Origin of the sequence: Lysinibacillus sp. G4S2 (assembly GCF_030348505.1) — a bacterium.
Classification (GTDB): Bacteria; Bacillota; Bacilli; order Bacillales_A; family Planococcaceae; genus Lysinibacillus.
In genome coordinates this window covers 720348-742643 of record NZ_JAUCFJ010000002.1, presented here as the reverse complement: position 1 = coordinate 742643, position 22296 = coordinate 720348, and the positions used below count along the sequence as shown (strand labels likewise).

At 37.5% G+C, this 22296-nt stretch carries 18 protein-coding genes; 4 read left to right on the top strand and 14 right to left on the bottom strand.

Features of this window, described 5'->3' with window-relative positions; all coding sequences use genetic code 11:
• Positions 1-70 precede the first annotated feature (70 nt).
• The 4 genes from QUF91_RS03955 to QUF91_RS03940 all read right to left on the bottom strand — a co-directional run bounded on the left by QUF91_RS03955 (position 71) and on the right by QUF91_RS03940 (position 3874).
• A complete protein-coding gene (locus QUF91_RS03955) occupies positions 71-1747 on the bottom strand; it encodes a DUF927 domain-containing protein (RefSeq protein ID WP_289416909.1) in 1677 nt (558 codons plus the stop codon).
• Complete coding sequence (locus QUF91_RS03950) at positions 1744-2604, bottom strand: hypothetical protein (RefSeq protein WP_289416908.1); 861 nt, start codon at positions 2602-2604, stop codon at positions 1744-1746. Before QUF91_RS03950 ends, QUF91_RS03955 begins: the two co-directional genes overlap by 4 nt.
• 16 nt (positions 2605-2620) lie before the next feature.
• Positions 2621-3043, bottom strand: a complete 423-nt coding sequence (locus tag QUF91_RS03945) for a hypothetical protein (protein WP_289416907.1) — start codon at positions 3041-3043, stop codon at positions 2621-2623.
• Positions 3044-3184: 141 nt separating this feature from the next.
• A complete protein-coding gene (locus QUF91_RS03940) occupies positions 3185-3874 on the bottom strand; it encodes a hypothetical protein (protein WP_289416906.1) in 690 nt (229 codons plus the stop codon).
• A 90-nt stretch (positions 3875-3964) separates the two neighbouring features.
• Here QUF91_RS03940 and QUF91_RS03935 point away from each other — a divergent pair, with 90 nt between their 5' ends.
• Positions 3965-4399 (top strand): hypothetical protein, encoded by a 435-nt coding sequence (locus QUF91_RS03935; protein WP_289416905.1) that lies wholly within the window; start codon positions 3965-3967, stop codon positions 4397-4399.
• 26 nt (positions 4400-4425) lie between these two features.
• On the opposite strand, the gene QUF91_RS03930 is transcribed toward QUF91_RS03935, so the two are convergent.
• From QUF91_RS03930 to QUF91_RS03895, 8 genes are all read right to left on the bottom strand, one after another.
• On the bottom strand, positions 4426-5304 hold the full coding sequence (locus QUF91_RS03930) for a tyrosine-type recombinase/integrase (RefSeq protein WP_289416904.1): 879 nt from the start codon (positions 5302-5304) through the stop codon (positions 4426-4428).
• Between the two features lie 482 nt (positions 5305-5786).
• Entirely contained in the window at positions 5787-6038 is a 252-nt protein-coding gene (locus tag QUF91_RS03925) for an ATPase (protein WP_289416903.1), read from the bottom strand.
• Positions 6028-6342, bottom strand: coding sequence for a hypothetical protein (locus QUF91_RS03920; RefSeq protein ID WP_289416902.1), 315 nt, complete (start codon positions 6340-6342; stop codon positions 6028-6030). The genes QUF91_RS03925 and QUF91_RS03920 overlap by 11 nt, the downstream gene beginning before the upstream one ends.
• Before the next feature lie 20 nt (positions 6343-6362).
• Entirely contained in the window at positions 6363-6824 is a 462-nt protein-coding gene (locus tag QUF91_RS03915) for a JAB domain-containing protein (RefSeq protein ID WP_289416901.1), read from the bottom strand.
• 1004 nt (positions 6825-7828) lie between these two features.
• Positions 7829-11416 (bottom strand): S-layer homology domain-containing protein, encoded by a 3588-nt coding sequence (locus QUF91_RS03910; RefSeq protein ID WP_289416900.1) that lies wholly within the window; start codon positions 11414-11416, stop codon positions 7829-7831.
• 606 nt (positions 11417-12022) lie between these two features.
• The gene (locus tag QUF91_RS03905; protein WP_289416899.1) at positions 12023-12739 is read right to left on the bottom strand and encodes a WecB/TagA/CpsF family glycosyltransferase; all 717 of its coding nucleotides are present in this window, start codon (positions 12737-12739) and stop codon (positions 12023-12025) included.
• The gene (locus tag QUF91_RS03900; protein ID WP_285396520.1) at positions 12736-14007 is read right to left on the bottom strand and encodes a nucleotide sugar dehydrogenase; all 1272 of its coding nucleotides are present in this window, start codon (positions 14005-14007) and stop codon (positions 12736-12738) included. The genes QUF91_RS03905 and QUF91_RS03900 overlap by 4 nt, the downstream gene beginning before the upstream one ends.
• 318 nt (positions 14008-14325) lie before the next feature.
• Positions 14326-15282 (bottom strand): nuclease-related domain-containing protein, encoded by a 957-nt coding sequence (locus tag QUF91_RS03895; RefSeq protein WP_289416898.1) that lies wholly within the window; start codon positions 15280-15282, stop codon positions 14326-14328.
• 74 nt (positions 15283-15356) lie between these two features.
• Here QUF91_RS03895 and QUF91_RS03890 point away from each other — a divergent pair, with 74 nt between their 5' ends.
• Positions 15357-16112: a hypothetical protein gene (locus QUF91_RS03890; protein ID WP_289416897.1), complete on the top strand. Its 756-nt coding sequence runs from the start codon at positions 15357-15359 to the stop codon at positions 16110-16112.
• A gap of 28 nt (positions 16113-16140) precedes the next feature.
• Here the strand turns inward: QUF91_RS03890 and QUF91_RS03885 are convergent, their stop codons facing one another.
• Positions 16141-16986, bottom strand: a complete 846-nt coding sequence (locus tag QUF91_RS03885) for a flagellin N-terminal helical domain-containing protein (protein WP_285396518.1) — start codon at positions 16984-16986, stop codon at positions 16141-16143.
• A gap of 215 nt (positions 16987-17201) precedes the next feature.
• Complete coding sequence (locus QUF91_RS03880) at positions 17202-17669, bottom strand: transcriptional regulator (RefSeq protein ID WP_289416896.1); 468 nt, start codon at positions 17667-17669, stop codon at positions 17202-17204.
• A 186-nt stretch (positions 17670-17855) separates the two neighbouring features.
• Here QUF91_RS03880 and QUF91_RS03875 point away from each other — a divergent pair, with 186 nt between their 5' ends.
• A complete protein-coding gene (locus QUF91_RS03875; RefSeq protein WP_289416895.1) occupies positions 17856-19430 on the top strand; it encodes a hypothetical protein in 1575 nt (524 codons plus the stop codon).
• The gene (locus QUF91_RS03870) at positions 19427-22189 is read left to right on the top strand and encodes a DEAD/DEAH box helicase (RefSeq protein WP_289416894.1); all 2763 of its coding nucleotides are present in this window, start codon (positions 19427-19429) and stop codon (positions 22187-22189) included. Before QUF91_RS03875 ends, QUF91_RS03870 begins: the two co-directional genes overlap by 4 nt.
• Positions 22190-22296: the final 107 nt, after the last annotated feature.

The following is a 22296-nucleotide window of genomic DNA, read 5'->3' as shown; positions in this document are numbered from 1 at the left end:
CTACTACCCTTACTATTTTTATAATATAGATTTTATCCTTGTTTATTTACTGATTTACTTTGTTTTCGATTTAACCTAACCATGTGTCTAGCTCTGCTTTTGGTATTTTGAAGACATAGGTATTCTGTCTGCCTTTGTCCTTTTCGATGACTACTCGCTGTGTAGGTCGATCCGTATCTGCTTCGAAATAAGGTTTCCGTTTTAGCATTTTTATAATACCTGAGAAGTTTGTAATCCCTTGGCTTTGTAACAATTTTTCAAATTCTGTTTTAATGTAATACACTTTATAGAATGATTGGTAACGTTGAATTTTCCCTTTTATGTGAAAACTGGATTGTGCTACATTAGGAAAAATAAACTGATTCGCATTTGCTCGTACATCATCTATCACACTCCGATATACAACTTCTGCTAAATCACGTTGTGTTTCTAAAATATAATCATTTTGCACAATAAATTCGATGACTTCATCTAATGGAAACTCAACATCCATTGCTTCACCTGCTAATGCTAGAGCAGCTATAGTTGCTGCATACTTACGTGCTACACGATCCTTAACATCACTCTCAGGTAACATTGGGAGCAACTGTTCCTTCCAGTATTGGATAGTTGGCATGACGGATGACCAATTAGATTCCGCTAAATAACGTGCGACTACAAGTGCAGCATGTCCGTAATGTTCATTTACAACAGCTTTAATTTCATTTGATTGTTCAGCGTTAGTTGTCCATTGTTTGTTGTCGTATTCATGTAGACGAACGATAAGCCCCTTGTTTCGATTTGTTCTTTCAAAGATACTATTCTCCCCTGTAGTGATAAAAGCAGTTCCCCAAGTCTCTCCTGCTTTTATTTTCAGTTGATCGGTCATTCGATCCTTATCTTTACCACTAGCCAAGACATATACTAATGATGTGACTGTACTAGCAGTAGACATTGAAAATTCATCAAACAATACCGGTACACCATAGTTTCCTGTTAATTTATTAACTAACGCATTATTTGTTGCATTCCAAGTGCTGAATAGAGATTTATCTCCTAGCTCCCGTGGAGTTCCAAAGATAGAGAGGGCTAACATGGCAGCTGTTGTTTTCCCTGAACCCGACTCCCCTAAAAGATGTACAAGTTGTGTATTCAAAGGCTCTGATGTAGTGGTACTATATCCAATTAGCATGGAAGAAAAACCCACACCCAACATAAAACTTAATGCTGGGTTTGAAACAACATGCTTTTTCACCATGTCTAGCCATTGATTAAAATCACCATTAGGCTTCAAATCGTATCTACATAAGGCTTCGTTCCATTGTAAGTTCGTTTCAGAATGACTAATCGGCTCAGATAATCCGTAAATAAGAGGCAAATCTTTTGATTGTCTAGCTAAGAATCCAATTTGGTGATACTCCTTTCTAAATTTCACATCTTGCTGCTGCAAGATGAGATACGCATTGACATAGTTTTTAAAGTAGTAGGGAATTAGAAAGCCAACTGGAGCAAGCACATCTATCATCTGTTTATTGAATGTTGCTGCATCAATTTCCAAAATGTTAAATTGATCATTTTGCCAATAATTGATGCCTAAAGTAACTTGGTTATTGAGATAGTCTTGTCGTTTGTATGAAATAAATACAGGTGCACATAAGTATTCATACTCTTCTTTTTTAGCATCATAACGATAGACACCGTCTTTATTGAGTAAAAAGGATTTAAATCTAAAAGAATCTCCCACTAATAATGCCCCTTCTGTAATCATTGAATATCACTCCCTTTCTCAAAAACTGCAACTTTACGTCCTTGTGATTGTACGTATTTCACTTGTGTTAAGCTATTTGATGATTTTCCTTCAAAGTTTAAACCGCATGCATCCGTAATCATTTCTACTAAGTCCTTATTGTAAATAAAACATCCCTTATTTAAATTATGTCCACCTGCATTAAGTGATTTACAAACCAGAACAGTGTCATGTTTGACGAAGACATCGACTAGATCTCCATCTGCTAGTTGAAGTTTTACACAAACCTCTTTGCCGATTTTTACTCGCTTTCCGTTCTTATGATTCACAACGGTTAGAGGTGCATTCATTTGACGGTGTTTTGTCGTATTCGGAGTAGATGCGACAGCTTCATCTAGCAAAGTATCATCCCGTTCCAAAGAATCAGGTTCTACCTGCTTAGAAGCTTTCATTGTATTCTCTATAGATACGGTTGATTCAGTAGATTTAATAGCATCATCTAGTGAAGGTTCTTCTGGTTGCTGCTCTTCTTTTGATTCGTTCGTTGCTGGTTCAGGTAGCTCCGATGTCGAATCTTCTTCCACCATTGGTGTTTCTGGCTCTGCATTTGATGGCAACTCCGAAGATGCGGTTTCAAGATTGGCTTTTTCATCTGCGGCTGTTTCTGTTGCCATGTTTGACTGCAACTCTAGTGTTTCTAGTTCTGCTTTTTGAGTTTCATTCAATTTAAGTTCCTCCGTTTCAACTAGTGTTGTATGGTCAATGATAGTAAGTTGCTCGTTTTCGTTGACTGAATCAGTACTTGTTGAAGATGGTTGCGAGCTTTTAACAAATGGCTTCTTTTTAATTGGTTTCTTGTGATTATTTACTTTATTCATGGTTGATTAGCTCCTTTCAGTTGGTTTCAATTTGAACAGTTAGTATGACATCGATCAGTATGTTATCTTCAATTACCTTAGTTAATGGCTCATGAATTGTATGCAATTCGTTTGAAATTAAGTCTGACAGTGAATCGTAGAAATTAAAGTTCACTACTCCATACGTTAGAATCAAACTTCCATTTACAATGTCTGAAGCCATTAAATCGTAGTCATCGAAATTGCATTGCATAAATGTTTGAATCGCAGGTAGTATTGTAATTACTTTCTCATCAACTAATGAAGAAGCTTCCATTGTGATTTCGTTGATTACAAGCTGAGAGGTGTTATTAATTACATCTGATTCTGTTTTTAAAATTACTCCATACCCACTTGATGGAATTGGATTCATAAATATTTCCCTTTCTGATTGGATACCATGGTTTTCTTTTGTTAACATGTTATTTGCCCCTTTCTTTGTTGCAAGTTGTTCTTACTCCTTTATCATACGTTCTTTTATTCACTACGTAAGATGACACCTTTTTTCTGTCACCCAAGAAGAAAACATAGAAAAAACCATCCATTGCTGGATGGCTATAAATCACCAATTCTCAAGTTGTCGCTTTATTTTCTCCTTTAATTCATCCATCTTTTCTAACTGCTGTTCGTACGTTAATTCTCCAAATGGATACAATTCCTCATGCTTTTCCTTAGATGCTTGAACTGTATACTGATTAGGTCGCCCAAATTTTGTTTGGAATGCATCTTTTATTAATTGTTGGATTTCTTTTTCTTTCTTCTTTTTTTCAATGTTAAATAAATAATTTTCTTGGATTGCTTGAATTTGCATGTCGATTAATTCATTTATATTAATATCATGGTTTTCCCCTTTAAATGCTCTTACATACGCAATTTGTAAACCCATACGTAATTTTTCAATAATGGCTGCTGGAATGGTTTTTCTAGTATTTGTTGTAGGCTTTAATCCCTTTAAAATACCCTTCATTTCAATACCATCTTCTCCATTTTCAATCGTGGAATCTGCTAATAATAACGCCCAAAGTGCTACAAACTCTTTTGGTAGATGATAAGAATGCCCTTGGCGAAACTCCATAATGCGACAATTTAAAATTTGTTCAATTTCATCTCCTTTACGTTTTTTTGAACGGCTATAGTTTAATTTTTCTTTGCTATCATTGTCTTGAATTAAATTATCCATGGAGTCTGTAATTTCATCTAAATTATTTTCTAGTTGGTAAGCTAGTTGAATCATTTGATCTTTCGTATACATATATTTCCTCCGATGATTATTATCTTTTAATTTTAGTCGACCAAAAATCATCAAACAAGTTATTATTCTAATTTAATGGAGTGATGAATGATGGGGAAAGTCATTTTTTCAAAAGAAAAAGTAGAAGCAAAGAAAGAACAGGCTGCTCAAAAAAACGAACAATACATCCAACAACAGCTACAATTCCTGCACGATATGAAACAAAAACTACAAGACTTTAAGCAGCAGTTTGCAGCAACAGTCAATCCAACTAGACACAAACAATTGGAAAAGAGAATTCACTTTCAAGAACAACAAATCACTACAATTTTAGGTCGACTTAAAAATGCGGGGTACGTTGAAAAAAGAGGTCGACCAAAGAAAGAAGTTTCCGATACCTACAAGGCAAATCGGGTGAAATTTACTGCACATTTGCAGAAAAACCATATGGTCTATGTAAAACAATTACAAGCAGATGGACAGATTCAACACATCTCTGCTTTTTTAGATGAGTTAATTGCAGCTCATCAAAAAAATAACGGTTAGTAATCTTACTAGCCGTTATTTGATACTTACAACTTTTCCACCGCTGACTGTTTTTCTTCCTTCGATGTATTGATGTAATACTTTACTGTCATATTTAGATTGGCATGTCCTGCTAGTTTACTTACGGTGGTAATATCGACACCATTCCGAAGCAACCTTGTACAGAACGTATGCCTAAGCATGTGTGGATGCATATGAAAGCCTAGCTGTCCACCTGTTTGTTCAAGCCATCGTCTCACTGCGTCCCGATGCATTTTTTCTGCCCGTTGACTGACAAGTAGGAATGGGCTGTCAGGGAATTTACTGTTGGCTCGTTCGTTTTTTAGGTACTGCTGGAGCACATCCAACACATCTTTTCTGAGAGGAATGACTCGGAGTTTGCTAGCCTTTCCTTTCACCGTCAGCTGTGCAGTCAGTCGATCCACATCTGTTAGTAGAATGTGGACAAGCTCACTAACTCGAATACCTGTGTACAACAAAAGGTAGCCAATTAACTTGTTACGTTGACTTTCTTTCTCTAGGTGAAATAGAAACTGCTCAACTTGTACATCTGTTAGCACACTAACATCTGCTTCACTACCAACTGCTATTTTTACCTTATCTTTTTTTATACTAATGAACACTTCATCAACCATCTTTTCATAATAGAGCCAATCGTTATATACCTTTAAAGAATTCACTTTCTTATTAATAGTTGACACTGCCATCCCTTCTACTTCTAATTGCTTCATGAAACTAGTAAATAAAAAACGTGAGAGTAATACTTCTGAATCGACATCCTTTTCAGATAAGTACTGATTAAACTTCTTCACATCATTTATGTAACTATCAATGGTTGCAGCTGCTTTTCCTTCATCCTCTAACCACTTAGAAAACCTCTCTAATACGTTCATTTTCGGCTCCATACATTTCATCTCTTCTATCACTTTAAAAAGGTACATTTGCTTGATTTGCTTACAATGAGTGGCTCAAATTGTTCAGAACGTTGAACCTCTCTCGAAATCAAAAAAAGAGGGATGGAAACATCGCTCGTTTCCATCCCCTCCCTGCAAGTTTTTCGACTGGTTTCCTTTTACAAATTACTATCTAAAAGATAGAATGACCGAATCTTTTTGGTTAATCACGTAATCTACTACAGCTGTAATAACAGCTACAAGTACTATTTTTAGTAGTTCTCCCCACATTTATTTCTCACCTCCTTTCAATGAACTATGATCTTTAACTTAGACCACTCACGCCAGTTATATAATAATGTCGTCAGTTTTTAGGCACACAAAAATAGCACATGCTATGTGTCGCATGCACTTCTCATTTTCTATGCCATTGGTATTTACTAATGTCGTCAGTTTTTCATTAGAAATGTCGTGAGTTCAATTCAGTAACTCATCTAATCACATTCTTTAGCGATAACTATTTTTTCTAAATAGGCAATGTAATGACGGATAATACTCCGAAGTTTTACATCTTGTATTCGATTGATCAAGTAAAGTATTTCATCGACTTCTATCGTTACTTCTTCTACAATCTCAAATGGTGCTAATGGTTCAGATAGAAATTCACCGTAATAGCCGACCACATTCTTTTCTCTGTAGTAGGTATCACCATTCACTTGTATTTTCACATACTTTCTAACGTACATCTTCACTGCCTCCAAAAACATTAGGAATCAATTCACCATTTACTAACCATACTTCATACGATGGTAATTTGATCTCATCACGGGACACAGATAAATACAAATAATAATTACCCTCTGCATCTGTATAATCTACTGAAGTTGTCATTATAGATTCTGACAATGGTGTTAGTATCTCTGTTGAAATTAGTGTTTCATCGATTTCCTCCTTCTCAAATAAAAGTGATTCATAACCTACTTCGTCTATTGAGATTGTCTTTCCTATTAACCTATTCATGCCTTCTATAAAACGTTGTAATTCCTCCATCATCTTATTCCTCCTATTACTTACATATAACCAGATTCTTTTAATGATCGGAAACCTATGGATGTACAAATCAAATGATCCAAAACGTCAATACCGATGATTTCACCTGCTTCTACAAGTCTCTTTGTTATAGCTATATCTTCTGGTGAAGGTGTACTGTCATCTGATGGATGATTGTGAAAGGCTAAAATACTTGCGCTATTGGAGAGGATTGCTGCTTTCATGACATCGCTAGGTTGGACGATGCTGATATTAATGGAACCAATGTGAACAATTTGAAAACAGTTGACTTCGTTACAAGTACTTAAACAAGCAATAGCAAACACTTCTCTGTCACTATCCCCGACTATCTCTTGAAAAATTTTATATGCATCATGAGGTGAACGAATCCGCCTTTCTTTGTAGGATATTGTTTTCTCCCGAACTAATTTCACCTGTACAATGTCTACAAGCTTTACAGGCACATGATGTTTCTCTTCCATATGAATCCCTCCTTTAAATGTAAAAAGCCTTTACTCCTGTAGAAGGAATAAAGGCTAATAAATTTTTGTATCAATTATATATTAACTGTTTAAAGTGTGCGTTATTACGGTTTTGACTAACCCAGAAAAGCAACCGCCTATACAATACATGTAGGATTAGGATTAGGTACTAGAGGGCTAACCTCTCTATTTCAAAAGCTTCATGTGTAGTAAAGGGAGGATCTTATATTATAAGATTCCGTGTCACCATGGACACCCTATAGGTTACATTTATGCTGGACGCATCCTAAAAAAGAGGCAATCACATACATGATTGCCTCTTAAATAACAATATTGAAAGAAACAAATTTTTGGGAAATAGGTTTCTTATAGAACTACTACTGACTGGGTTCCTTCGCTCCTGCTAGTTTTACCCTTCTCGTATGTTACCATACAAGTCCAAGCGGCTAGCTATCCACACTACTACAAACCCGCTGCCATCCCTTCGGCTTCGCAGGTTTTCTATCGAACCTCTTCCGAAAAGACTTCAAACGTTCCATCGTCTTGTTCCCTCTTTTTAATGACCTTAGGCTCCCACTATACAGTATGCACATCATCTGTTTAACAGTCCCTAAATTATGCAGATGATCACTTCATTATTGCAAATGAAAGAACTATGCATGAACCCCTAGCAATTACGCACACATAATCGACACATACAGCCTACATGGATTCGTCGTCCTAGCCATAGCCATTTTTTAAAGAACCCCGCCTCAATTCCTTGAGTACGACTTCACCTGACTTCACCCCTTTGAGCGGATAGACACTCGCACTGGATGCAGGAGGATTAGGCTCGTGAGCAAACGGAACTGTTTCCCACGCATCAGAACTTCCCTGATGAATACAAACACGATAGTTAGAAAAGACCCCATAGAGTCTAACTAATTAAAGTTATAACTATGGGGTCATCATCTACTTATTTCACTAGCAAGCTAGTTTATTAAGTAACGTTTCGTTTAGTTTTATTAAGGAGTAACTGTAACTTTAACTGGAGTACCAAAAGTTTGACCAGCTAAAACTGGAGTGATATCAGTATCAAGTGTAATTGTATCTGTTGCAGTTAATTTTGGATCTACAGCAAATTCTAATGTTAAAGTTTTCACACCGTTTTGTACTGCCACTGCTTCAGAAGAAATAGTAGCAGTAGTTGTATCTGCATGAGTAACCACGAAATCAAGAGTACCAGCTGGAACGTTTACAGCTTCAGAGAATGTTAATACTACTTTAGCTTTTGATTCTGGAGTAGTTGCTGTTGCACCTTTTAACTCAATTGTTTGACCCTCTAATTCAGAAGCATCACCAGTAAGACCAGTTAGTTTTACTGTTAAATCTCCGCTATTGAATGCTTTAAGTGCAGTTTCTACTTTTTCAAATGTCGTATTAACAGCACCTGTTACTTCGTTCACTGGTAATAGAACTTTCAATGTTTTATTTTCATAAACTGTTACAACATCAGTTGCTTTTTTATCAGTGTTTTTCTCGAATACTACTTTAACACCATTGTATTCTGTTGCTCCTTCTTTAGAAGCGATTTCTAATGTTTTAGTTGCATCAGCTTTATTAGCGTAAACAGCAGTAGCTTCTTTACCAATAGCACCTGTAACACCAGCTTTGTAAGCAGCAGTTACATTAATAGCAACTAATCTTTCAAGTTCAACTTTTAGAGATGCTGATGTGAAAGTTTGACCGTGTTGTAATGCATCAAAGATATTTTTAACAGCTTCTTTTTTATTAGCATCAGTTAATTTTTTGTAAGACTCTAAATCTTTAATTGCAGCTTCAACTTCAGCAGCTGTTGTAGCAGCATTTACTTTAGCAACTACATCAGAAGGGTTACTAGTACCAGCATTTTCACTGATGATAGTGAATGTTACAACATCGTCTTTTACTTCGTATGTTGCACGTACTTTTTTACCAGCAGTTTTATACTCTTCTAATAGAGCGATGAAAGCATCTGCATCAGTAATTTTTGTATTACCAATACCGAAGTATTTGTAAGTTTTTCCAGTTTCACCAGCGTATGCTACAGCTTTAGTTTTACCTTCAAATTTGATTTCTTTTTCTTTTTTGTCGATGCTTCCAAGATCAAGAACACCAGTGTATGGGTTTGTAATCTCTTTTGTATCAGTGAATGTTGCTGTAGCTTCTTTTGCAGTGAATGCAAATTCTTTACCATTTACTTTATTATCTTCTTTTGCAACACCAGTAGCAAGAACTTTTACTGAAGTAGATTCACCTTTTACTGGAGTAACTTTAATTTTACCGTCTTTAGAAATTAAAGTATGAACACGGTTAGGTGCAATTTCTACTCCATCTACTAATACATTATTTTTACCAGTATTGTAGACAGTGTAAGATACATCTTTAGTTGTGTAACCAGAGTTAGGAACTACTTTTCCACTTTGGTTTGTAAGTTGTACTTCAAATGTAGCTGTTTCGCTACCATCATATTTCTCAGTCTCGTCACCTTTATCGTTTTTCGCAATTAGTTTAGAACCATCAAGGTACGCAGCTTGGAAGTAAGAAATTGGAGCAATTGTTGAAGGCTCACCTTTATCTAAGTTAGCATCTTTTCCGCTTTGGTTATTAATGTCAATCCAAGCGATTGGAGTAGCATAAGTATTTACATTACCTTCAGCAGTTCCAATAACAAAGCTTGCTTCACCTTTTGAGTCAGTTTTAACAGTGATTTTTTTACCGTCAAATCCAACTTGTTTACCGTTTTCAACTTTTACAAATTGAGCATCAGTAACAGTTGAAATAACACCATCAATGTCTTCGTTAAATGCAATGTTTACTGTTTCATTTGCAGCTAACTTACCATCTTTATCTTTAACAACCATTTTATATTTACGACCATTTGTTGCACCAGTTGCAGCAACTTCGCCACCATCACGGTTTAATTCAATAGTGTAAGCAGATTGAACTGCACCAAATGTTACTTTACCAGCACTTGCTTGTAATGCATCAGGAGCATATTTTTTAGAAGGTGCTGTTTGACCAGTAACTGCTTCTCCAACAAATACTACAGGAGTTACTTCAGCGTTTGAACCTGTTACTGTGAATGTAGCTTCACCTTTTGAATCTGTAACGATTTGTGCAGCTTCAGGGTTTACATTGTTTGTTTGAGCTACTTTAGTACCGTTAATAGATACATTTTGTAATTTATCAACAGTTACATCAATGTTTTCTTTAACAGAAACGTTTAATGTTTTACCTGATACTGGTTTACCAGTGTCTGGATCTTTGTAAGCTACTTTGTAAGTTTTGTTTGCTCCGTTGTTGATTGTAGAGCCTGTAGTTACTTCAGTAATAGTTAATGTTTGATCAACAGCCCAGAATACATAGCCAGTTGAGAATTTAGAACGGTCACCGTTAGCGTATACAGTTACTGTATCATTTGTTGCAGCATAACGAGTGTAAGTGTAAGTAGCGATACCTTGATCGTTAGTTACAGCTTCAACTGTTACAGGAGCTTTTACTCCGTTAGCAGAACCTGGGATGAAGAATGTTACTGGAACACCAGCTTTAGAAGCACCTTCAGCAACAGTTACTTGTGCTTTAAGTGTTACTTGTTGACCAAGTTTACCTTGAGTTGATTTTTCAACTAAATCAACTTTAGTTGGTACTACAGCGTTAACACCTTTGAATTTACCGATTTCTTCAGCGTTAAGAGATACTTTGTACTCTTTGTCAGCTGTTTGAGGTGCAGTAGTTAAAACAACAACTTTTTTGTCAGTTAATTTTACTGCTGCGTTTTTAACTTCTAGATCTTTGATTTCGAAGTTAAGAGCTTGTACGTTATCAACTTCTTTGTCAAATGTTACTTCAACAGTTGTGTTGTTGATAGCTTTAACAGAAGCTTTTGATGGTACTTCAAGGTTGATTGTACGATCTAAGAATGAAGCGAATTGACCACGAGTGATAGAGTTAGCTGGGTTGAATGCTTTACCTGGTAGGCTAGCTGCATTTGTTAACTTAGCATATTCTAGAGCTGTGATTGCTTCACGTTGCTCAGCAGAGAAAGCTTTGTCTAGGTCAGAGATTTCGCTCTTGAAACCAGCTGCTTTGTATTCTTTTACTAAATCTAATTCATAGATTTCGTTGATAGCACGTACTAAAACAACTGCCATTTGTTGACGTTGCATAGTTTGTGTGTAGTTTAAGTTGCCGTTTGAACCAGCGAATACGCCTGCATCTTTAGCAAGTGCAGCATATTTTACTAATTCTTTTTCAGCAGTTAATGGAAGATCGTTGAAGCGTTGTTTTGTATCCCAGTCAGCTGGAACTTCAAAGCCTTCAGTTTCTAACCAACGGCCTAATAATTTAACTACTTGACCACGGTTAATAGTTTGGTTTGGTTTGAATGTGCCGTCAGAGTATCCATTGATGATACCTTTATCAGCTAAAGCATTAATTGATGCCTCGTGTGAGTTACCTGCTACGTCTGTGAATCCTGCTGCAGAAGCCACTGGTACGATTGCAGATGCTACTAATGTAGCTGTAGCAGCTGTTGCTACGAATTTTTTGTATTTCTTTGGTTGGTTAGCCATAGAAAAATTTCCTCCTCTAAGTTCAAAAATTATGTTTCTACTACATAGAAATGCAGTAAATAAACAACTACACATAAAAGTATAGTTGTATCCCTAAAAGTTGTCAATCATATTTTGGGAAAGTTTCTAATTCGCTCCCGGAAAAATAAGGACATACAACTCTCTTTTACCATTGTTATCTATTTACGCTTATTTTTCAAGTGATATTGCGTAACTTTTCCAACAAAATTCTGGTTCATTATCAATAAATGTTCAAATTTCTTAAAATCATATAAAGTGAAACTTCAGTCAGTGGGGTTTCTTCATCCCCAAAATTGGGCTTTTACGAACAGTTAATCTTCCACCTAATTTTTTTACTTGCGTTGGATGGTGAGGTGGGAGTCTTGTGCCTAGCGCTTCGCTTTACAGAAAAATTACTGCCCGTTAAAATACGAGATAAATTTAAATAACGAAAAAAGCTCAAGCATATAAATGCTTGAGCTTTTTTCGCTTGGGCTACCAACCGTTGTTTCCTTGCAGGGAATTCTATTTATTTCATAGAGGAAATTCCTATACACCTACAGTCTAACACTTTCAATATAAAACGACAATACCATTTTTTAAAAATTATTGACGTTTTTGTCTTGCCACTTCCAGTAAAAATAGTGGAAGTGCGATTTGACGCTTGATACGCTTAGGTTCTTTCATTAATCGATAAAACCATTCAAGGCCAAATTTTTGGAAAATTTCTGGTGCACGCTTAACTGTACCTGCAAGCACATCAAATGATCCACCCACGCCTTGATAAATGGTTGGATGTAATTGATCACGATTGGCATTGATCCAGTTTTCTTGCTTTGGACTTCCCATCGCTACAAAAAGTAAATCGGGCTGTGCTTCGTTAATGCGGTCCAATACCTTCTGTTCATCCTTTTCATAGCCGTCCTGTGTGCCGACTACTTTAATAGAAGGGAATAATGATTCTAGCTTTGCTTTTGCTGCATCCGCTACTCCTGGTTTCCCTCCGTAAAGGAAAATAGGCTTGCCACGTTTTGCCGCTTCCTCGCAAAGCTTCATCATCATATCGACGCCTGTAACACGTTCACGAATTTGCCCTTTTTGAATTTTTGAAGCAAGAATTACGCCAATGCCATCTGGAATTTGAAATTCCGCATCGTTAAGAAGTTTCTTTAGAGCAGGGTCTTCTTTCGCCTTAATAATCTTTTCTGGATTGATGGCAACAACGAGCGCCTTTTGTTTTTTTTCAATGCGCTCAAATGCCATATCCATTAATTCATCGTAGCCTTCCGTATTGACATTGATGCCAAGTACTGTTTCTTTCATCGGTTTTTCGCATCTCCTAGAAGGTGGAACTGGAAGCCTGCTTCTTCCCATTTATCGCGTTTTAAGCAGTTTTTCGTATCAAAGATGATTTTAGATTTCGTTGTAATTTCTGCAGCTTCTAATGCTTTAAATTCATTATGATCTGTTAAAACTAAAATGATATCTGCATCTTTTGTTGCTTCTTCTATGCTTTGTGTTTGTGTAGCATGTTTGTTTTCTTTAATGTGTGGATCGTATGAAATAACTTCTAATCCAAGATTTTGTAACTCGTCAATAACGATTGTTGATGGACTTTCGCGCATATCATCAACGTTTCCTTTGAAGGCTAGTCCAAGAACAGCTACTTTGCCACCAGCAATTTTGTTTTGATTTAAGATTGCTTGTGTTTTTTGTGCTGTAAAGCTTGGCATACTATCATTCGTATTACGAGATAGGTGAATAATTTGTGCCGTTTCCCCACCAAGCTCTACTAGGAACCAAGGGTCAACAGCGATACAGTGACCACCTACACCTGGGCCTGGGAAGTGAACATTTACACGTGGGTGATAGTTCGCAAACTTAATCGCTTCCCAAATGTTCACATCAAGCTTCTCTGCTAATTTCGCTAGTTCATTCGCAAACGCAATATTCACATCGCGGTAAGTGTTTTCCATTACTTTTACTAACTCTGCTGTAGTTGCATCAGTAAGGTGAATTGTACCATTCACAAATGTTTGATAAAGCTCTTTTGTCATTTGTGCAGAAGTTTCATCAATACCACCAACGATACGGTCATTGTTCACTAACTCTTCAAAAATACGACCAGGAATAACACGCTCTGGTGAATGTGATACAAATAAATCCACACCAAATTCAAGATTTGCCTTGATCAGTTCAGGTAGCATAATGTGCTCCACTGTTTTCGGTGGTACAGTTGATTCAAGAATTACAAGATTACCTTTTTTCAAGTAAGGCACGACCGAAGCCGTAGCTTGACGTACATATTCTAAATTCGCTGTATTATCAGGATTGATTGGCGATGGTACAGCAACGATGAACACGTCCGCTTCCTGTGGTGTCGTTGACGCCGTTAGGAAACCTTCATCTACTGCTTTGTTTAAGCGCTCCTGTAATCCGTTTTCTTCAATATGAAGTTTTTTCTCTTGAATACTTTTTACTGCTGCTGGGTTTACGTCCACCCCATGTACTTTTATGCCGTGGTTGGCAAACATTACAGCCGTTGGTAACCCGATGTAGCCAAGTCCAACGACACAAATTGATTTCGTCATTCTCTATTCTTCCTTCCGTTTTCAAAAACGAGTAGTTAAATTATATGTTCTATAAATGCTTAGTGCATTTTTGTTCTGCATTATAGTATACATCTTTCAAGGGAAAGTGTGAATCAATTTGTTATTTTGAAGCTGTTTTCTGTGTCCGATTTGCAAAAGTTTTGTTGGTTGGTGGCGGTTGCAGCGCGTTTATCAGCGGTTTTTTGAGTTTTATCAGCGATTTTCTGGGTTTTATCAGCGATTATGGTAGTTTTATCAGCGATGTTCAAGGTTTTATCAGCGATTACGGTAATTTTATCAGCGATGTTTAAGGTTTTATCAGCGATTCACGTATAAACCAGACAATCCATACCTAGTGTTCTTGTTAGATCCGCTACGTGGCAATTGTAATTTTTGTAAAATCCGTTTGGTTACATGCCCACTCTCTATAGTCAAAAAATCGCGGCATTCACGATTCGTTATCGTTTCGCCAACAAGCATATAATAATCTTTTAGCGCCTGAATATGAGCATCGGGACATCGATGTTGACACCTCTCACAATGCCAAACTGTTTTCAATTTCTTCATCCCCAACTGACCACAATTTTCACAATGAACACCCCGCCGCAAAGCAGAGACATCAATTTTATAGTATTGGCAAAGTGGAAATGGCGTTCTGTCCCTTAAATGTGACAAAATAATGTGTTTGATTTCGTTCATCGTTGTTGTCTCTTTGCTTTTCTCTATATGTTTATGCAGGAATAGCGGTAGCTCTTTTGCCATTAAAATCGGCAATCCGCTGGCCTCTCGATGAATATTGACATTATTAAAAGGGAAAACAACAGCGCCGAATATAGGTATAGAAATATTTTGCATATCTAAGAAATGTTTCATTCCTTTAATATACTGCTCAAGTTGAATTTCGGGATGCGTAAAGACATGAACCTCTCCAGATTCTGAGGTACGAATGAGCTGACGCGGGTCATTTTTTAAATGTACAGTTCCACGAATATTTTTAATTTCTAATAGTATGATAGCGTTGGGGACAATTATTAAAATATCGATTTGCATGGGAAGAACAGAGGGAAGAATTACATTGTGGAAAATGTGGCAATCGTTTAATAATGCTGTTTGCCGCAGTTCATTCATTACATATTGCTCTCCAAAATCGCCAGCTTCTTTATTTTTTTGTTCCTGCTGAAGATTTTGATATTGTGGGTGCGTAGGGTGTAACCGAGTCACAAGTGCTTGAAGTCCTTTTGTCAACGGAGATGGTGCGAAGGGTTTTATGATCAATTAATTCTCTCCTTTTCTATTTAAAGTTTTGTTAGATTTATCAGATAATTCACGACCCTTGCAGCGATTATAGCATGTCTGTCATCGGTTTTGGTATGTTAATCGGCGGATTTTACTTTTTATCAGCGATTGTTGTATTTTTATCAGCGGTGGTCTCTTTTTATCAGCGATTGGGGCTCTTTTATCAGCGATGTTTACTTTTTATCAGCGATTACTCACTTTTATCAGCGATATTCACTTTTTATCAGCGATTACTGCTCTTTTATCAGCGATGTTCTCTTTTTATCAGCGATTGGGGCTCTTTTATCAGCGGTGTTCTCTTTTTATCAGCGATTGGGGCTCTTTTATCAGCGGTGTTTACTTTTTATCATCGATTTGGGCTCTTTTATCAGCGATATTCACTTTTTATCAGCGATTACTCCACTTTTATCAGCGATGTTCTCTTTTTATCAGCGATTACTCCACTTTTATCAGCGATGTTCTCTTTTTATCAGCGATTACTCCACTTTTATCAGCGATGTTCTCTTTTTATCAGCGATTACTCCACTTTTATCAGCGATGTTCTCTTTTTATCAGCGATTACTCCACTTTTATCAGCGATGTTCTCTTTTTATCAGCGATTACTCCACTTTTATCAGCGATGTTCTCTTTTTATCAGCGATTACTCCACTTTTATCAGCGATGTTCTCTTTTTATCAGCGATTACTCCACTTTTATCAGCGATGTTCTCTTTTTATCAGCGATTACTCCACTTTTATCAGCGATGTTCTCTTTTTATCAGCGATTACTCCACTTTTATCAGCGATTGCCGCCCTTCTATCATCGATTAACCCAAATTTAAAAAAGGAATCACCTTTACTATCGGGGATTCCTGATTGTTCCGCTTTCGAGTAGTTTTAAGATTGATTGTGCTTGCTGTAGATGCATTGCTAGTACGTATTGGCTTGCCTGCATTAGGATTTGTGCTTTTACCATGTTCATCATTTCTTTTGCGATATCTGCATCGCGAATGCGGGACTCGGCGTCTTGTAAGTTTTCCGCCGTGTTTACGTTTGCATTATAGGCATGCTCTAGGCGATTTTGGTAGGCACCTAGTCTTGAGCGTTCGTTTGACACGCGCTTTAATGCCTCGTCCATAGTGGAAATGGCTTTGTCGGCATTGTCACGAGTTGCAATGGATGTCGTATCATCCAAGCCTAGTGCTCCAGCTCCCATATCGTTAATGAATAGCTCGATGCTTTGACCTGAGTTGGCACCCGCCTGAATTTTAATACCGTTTGTCGAATAATCACCATTCAATAATGTCTTTGTATTAAATTCAGTATCCTTCGAGGTGCGCTGAATTTCTTTTTTTAACTCCTGAAATTCTAAATCGAGCTTCTCCCGATCACTATCCGTTAATGTATCGTTGGCCGCTTCGATTGCTAGTTCGCGCATGCGTTGAATCATTGCATGTGTTTCATTCAGTGCACCTTCAGCTGTTTGAACAAGTGAAATACCGTCCTGGATATTTTTCGCTGACATATTTAGTCCGCGAATTTGTGCACGCATTTTTTCGGAAATCGCGAGCCCTGCTGGATCATCTGCTGCACTATTGATTCGGTAACCTGAAGAAATTCGTAGCATTGACTTACTCATTGCACCGTAATGTCTGTTCATATTATTTAAGATTGATAAACCTGTTGCTGACCATTTTCCAAGCATAATTTCACCACCTTTATTTTTACTTATATCGGTTTATGTTCAACTCATTTTAGTTAATTTTGGTAATGTATTCTAATTTAGTAGGTTCTATATAGTGATGGTTTCTAATTCATTTCTGATTTCCAGACTTTAGACCTATCAACAATAATTTATAAAAGCACCCGCTTCTCATATGTGAAAAGTAGGTGCTTAATTGCAATACCGTGTATTCAATTTTAGAAACCTCCGAGTTGTTGGTTCTTTTGTTGTAGAAGATCAAAAAAGAGCGCTTTATCGTTATCTAGTAATGCCTGATCGATTAAATAATCATAGTTTTTCTGTTCTAATTCTGTAATGAGCTGATCTACTTCGCCGACAGTCACTGAAGAAACAAGTGGTAGCTGTGGCTTAGGTGTAGCATTTTCAAGAATTGGCGCTAAATGCTCATGAACATTTGTAATTAATAATAATTGATATAGTGGTAGTCGGATAAAACGATTCCCCTTTTGGAAAACAAATACCTCAGATAAATTTTCAATTTGCTGTGTATTCAAGTTGATAATCATCTCTTTACCTTCGATCGGAATGAAATGGAAAATCTCATTCTCTTTTAAAATAGAGAAATATTGATAAGCAAACACTAGACGTAATTTATCTCCAGTGATTTTTGTGTAAAATGGCTTCATATATTGAACTTGCATCATCATTTATCCCTCCCTTATTTATCTGATTATTCAGATTTTAACACATATCAATAATCTTGTTAACTATCTTCTCCTTGATTTTTTTCTTTCAAATCATTCGGCTTATCATGTCCGTATTTTAATCGTATAATGGAAGGACAGTCTTTTTTCCTTCATACTTAAATGTCCACTGAAAGGAGTGAGGTTATGGCATTGTCTATTGCCCAAATAGCTAAAGAACATCAAGAATTTGTCGTTACCAAGTTAAAGGAAGCTGAACAGGCATTACATCCTTCCTCTACTGAAGACGAGGAGCTAGTGCGTCGTGCTGTTTTTTCGGTGCGGAATAAATCAGTTATCTTTGAACGTTTTAATGGAGCAAGTTTTATATTATATGCAAGCGTACAGGATGTCAGACCTGCTTCTGTAGAAATTGATTTTGCTAAAGAGGAGTTGAGCTGTAACTGTCCGCAGCTGAAATGGTGTAGACATCAGGTTGGCGCATTACTTGCCCTTTATCAGTATTTTGATTCTGTGCAAGATTGGTCAAGTGCTTGGCGTGCGCAAAAATCAGTGCAATTAAAATCATTAGCAGATGAGCGGAGTCCAGAAAGCTGGCAATTGATGGTCAATGAAATAATGAAACGATTATTGCCACCTGGGCGTATTCTAGATGGCTATGGTCTTTCTGCTATACGGACTGATGCATTAGAGAGACTTCGACGACATCTACCATTCGAGCGTGAGTGGCAGCCACTTTATAAGCTTTTCATGGAGTTATCCATTTTTAATACGATATGGCGTCATGTAAATGAAACACAAGGACACTCGTTGGATTCTCCTTATATGAAATATTTTATTGATCAAAGTGTACAATCATTCGAAAGTTTACTGACAGAGTTAACTGGTCGTTCACGACTTTTTGCCACTGACCCATTTTATGATGCGCTTCAGGAACTAGTCAGAGAGTTTTTATTGGAACGACAAGGATTGTTTGCTAATCGACTACAAATTTATATGCTGCTTTGGGCAGTACTTTTTTATGAGAAGCCGCGACGAGAACAGGAATTAGCACTTATAAATAACCTTGAAGATCCTTCACCGGAAATTTCCTTGCAGTCATTAAAGCTGCTATTTTATGTACTGCTACAAAAAGAGAATTTATTACAGGAAAGCATTGCACATATTGATGTACAACAGATGAAGGATCTATTTGAGCTGGCGACTTTTGCAAAGCGAGCTGGCGAGTCATATTCACAATCAATCATTTTACGTGCGATGCTACCATTTACCGAAGTCTTTTTACAGCAAACTGTACCAGTTGTACAGCGAGCTCATTACGTACGGCAATTTCAGCTTTTGTATGAAGATATACAGCTTACGGAGGAAGAGGAAGTTACATTATATAGTGCATTTGGTGTTTACGGGCTTCAGCCGTTTTCATTCCTTCTTATTAAAAAAGGACGTTACCGTGATTGGGCAGCTCTCCATCAGTTAAATCCTTCCTCCCTTTCTTATTTAGAAATGTGTGGACTAAAGGATGTGCTACAAACAGCTCCTGCAACAGTATTGCCCTTATATCATCTATATGCCATGGCTGAAATTTCGCACAAATCACGTATGAACTATAAACAAGCTGTACGAATTTGGAAAAGTATGCGCAGTGCTGCAAAACGTGCTGGCAAAGCGGCTTATTTTGAAACATATATGCAAACAATTCGTGCAGAGTATAAACGACTTCGTGCATTACAGGAAGAAATTGAGAAAGGAAACTTAGTATGATGACTATAAATGCTCCTTCCCCGTTTTCAAAAAACCTACAGTTACGTATTGAATCAGTTCAGGAAGGATATTTTACGTTACAGGGCTTTACTGCTGATGGTGCAGCAATGGATGTAGACTCACTTATTTCTTCATTATTTTTTAACTATGAGGCGAATATCTATGGTCTTTTAAGCAATCGTACGGATCTTACCGTTGAAGTTTCAACCTCTGAGCTCCTAGATATTTTTTCATCCCGTTTTCAACATCCTTTTATTGAATGGTACGGTGCGAACGCAGAAAGTCAGGTATGGCTAGAAAAAGCATTGGCTTTACAAACGTATTGGCAGGAGCCCTCGCTCTGGTCGTACGCTACAATTGCAGATGATTTTTCTTCACTAACATTCCCTATAGACGGTGTAGATACAGCTTTATTAGAAATGGCCGTGCAGCAAAAGCTTGGTCAAGCAGGTCTTATACTATCTGATTTACCAAAGCTAGTGCCATTTTTCTTACGTGGTGGTTGGCCATTAGAGCAGGAACGACAAGCAGGTGCAGTGACTGTCTCCCTACGCTTAAGTGAGCCTGAGGAAGACTCAGATGTTTGGCTTCTAGAAACGGTACTCAGTACGGCTACGACCAAAAACTACTGGACGCCTGCAATGCGAAAGCAGTCGCTACCAATCGCTGACGCTCTACCGGCAAAATGGCAGATGTATGCTGAAGCTATTAAACAACAACAAGGACAAATTGTAGATCTTCTTTCTATTGAAGATTTACGTAGCGATATTTTCATCCGTATTATGCTTGAGGATTTACAAGTTCGAACATTTTTACGTGAAGATTTAGCAAGATTACAGGCACTCGGCTTTGATGTTGTATTACCAGCTTGGCTAAAGGATTTAAAACAGTCAAAAATGCGTGTTCGTGTAAGTACTGGTAATGTATCGACAAAGAAGGTTGCTGGACTAGATGATATTTTAACGTTCAAATGGCAGTTTTCTATGAATGGACAGTCCATTTCACCTGAGCAATTTAAAAAGCTTGTGGAGGAGAAACGTGAGTTCATTCGTATTGGTACAGAGTGGTTTCGTGTAGATGCGAACTGGATGCACGAAATGCGTACGTTGATGCAGCAAGCAGAAGATGAAAGCTGGACTGTTCGTGAATTGCTATTTCGTGAGCTACCAGAGGATTTATCCTTACCTCTTGACGAAGAGGATCCTGATGATGAATTGCGAGATGACCCGATTTTTGCATTTGAGTTGCAGCAATCGCTTAGATCCTATATGGAGCAGCTACAGGAGAAAAAAGGGCTTCCAACAGTTCAGGTTCCTATATCTTTGCAAGCTGAATTACGTCCTTATCAACACGAAGGCTTTGAATGGCTTGTCTTCATGCGTGAACAAGGCTTTGGTGCTTGTCTTGCTGATGATATGGGTCTTGGTAAAACCGTTCAGCTTATTTCATATTTGCTTCATCTCTATGAAACGATTGAGGATACAAAACCATCCATCATCATTTGTCCTACTTCAGTGCTAGGCAACTGGCAAAAGGAAATAGCGCGTTTTGCTCCTTCCTTAATTGTGCATACGCATTATCAGGCAAATCGTGCGAAGGAGGATGTTTTTAAACAGCTGGTAGAAAGAGAAAAACCACATGTGATTTTATCTACCTACGGCACGGTATCACAGGATGCTGAGTTTTTACAGGAAGTGAATTGGGCAGCAGTTGTTCTAGATGAAGCACAAAATATTAAAAATATGCAAACACTACAGTCAAGAGCTATTCGTAAACTACATGGTATGCATCATATTGCCCTGACAGGTACACCAGTTGAAAACCGTTTATCGGAGCTATGGGCAATTTTTGACTTTATTCATAAGGGCTATTTAGGTAGCTTCGGTCGCTTTAACGAAGAATTTATTTTACCGATAGAACGAGATGAGTCGGAGTCACATAAACAGAAGCTACGTGCAAAAATCCAACCATTTTTACTCCGTCGCACAAAGCGAGATCCAAACTTACAGCTTAACTTACCAGATAAACAAGAGTCTCATGAGTTTTGCCCGTTAACAACTGAACAGGCTTCTCTATATGAAGGTTATATATTAGAAACGCTCGATCAGCTTGAACAATTAACAGGCTTTCAAAAAAAGGGACGCGTCTTAAAGATGCTCAGTAAATTAAAGCAATTATGTAATCATCCTGCCTTGTATTTAAAAGAACCTATCGAGGATGCCGAAACAATGCTCACTCGTTCTGCAAAATTAGAACGTATCGTACAAATGGCTGCAGAAATCGTGGACAATGGCGAGCAGTGCCTCATTTTCACACAATATATTGGAATGGGACAATTACTACAGCATTGTTTTAGTGAACTATATAATGTTGATGCTCCTTTCTTAACAGGTGCAATGCCTAAGCAGCAGCGTGACCGTTTAGTAGAGGCTTTTCAGGCAGGCGAGTTCCCAATATTTATCCTTTCCTTAAAAGCAGGTGGAACAGGGTTAAATTTAACGGCTGCAAATCATGTATTACACGCAGATCGCTGGTGGAACCCTGCCGTTGAAAATCAAGCGACAGACCGTGCATATCGTATTGGGCAAACACAATTTGTGCAAGTGCATAAGTTTGTGACAATTGGCACCATCGAAGAGAAAATCGATAAAATGCTGGCCCAGAAATCTGCATTATCAGAAGAACTAATTCAATCAAGCCAGTGGTTAACTGAGCTAGAAGATCATGAACTTCGTGATTTAATGATGCTGGATTATTAGAGGTTTGTAGTGCGCCAAGAGCAGAAATGTTCTTGGCGCTCTTTTTAATTTCACGAATTTCAGTGGATTATTGTTGTTACTTCTTCCCTACTTACTTCATATTTATA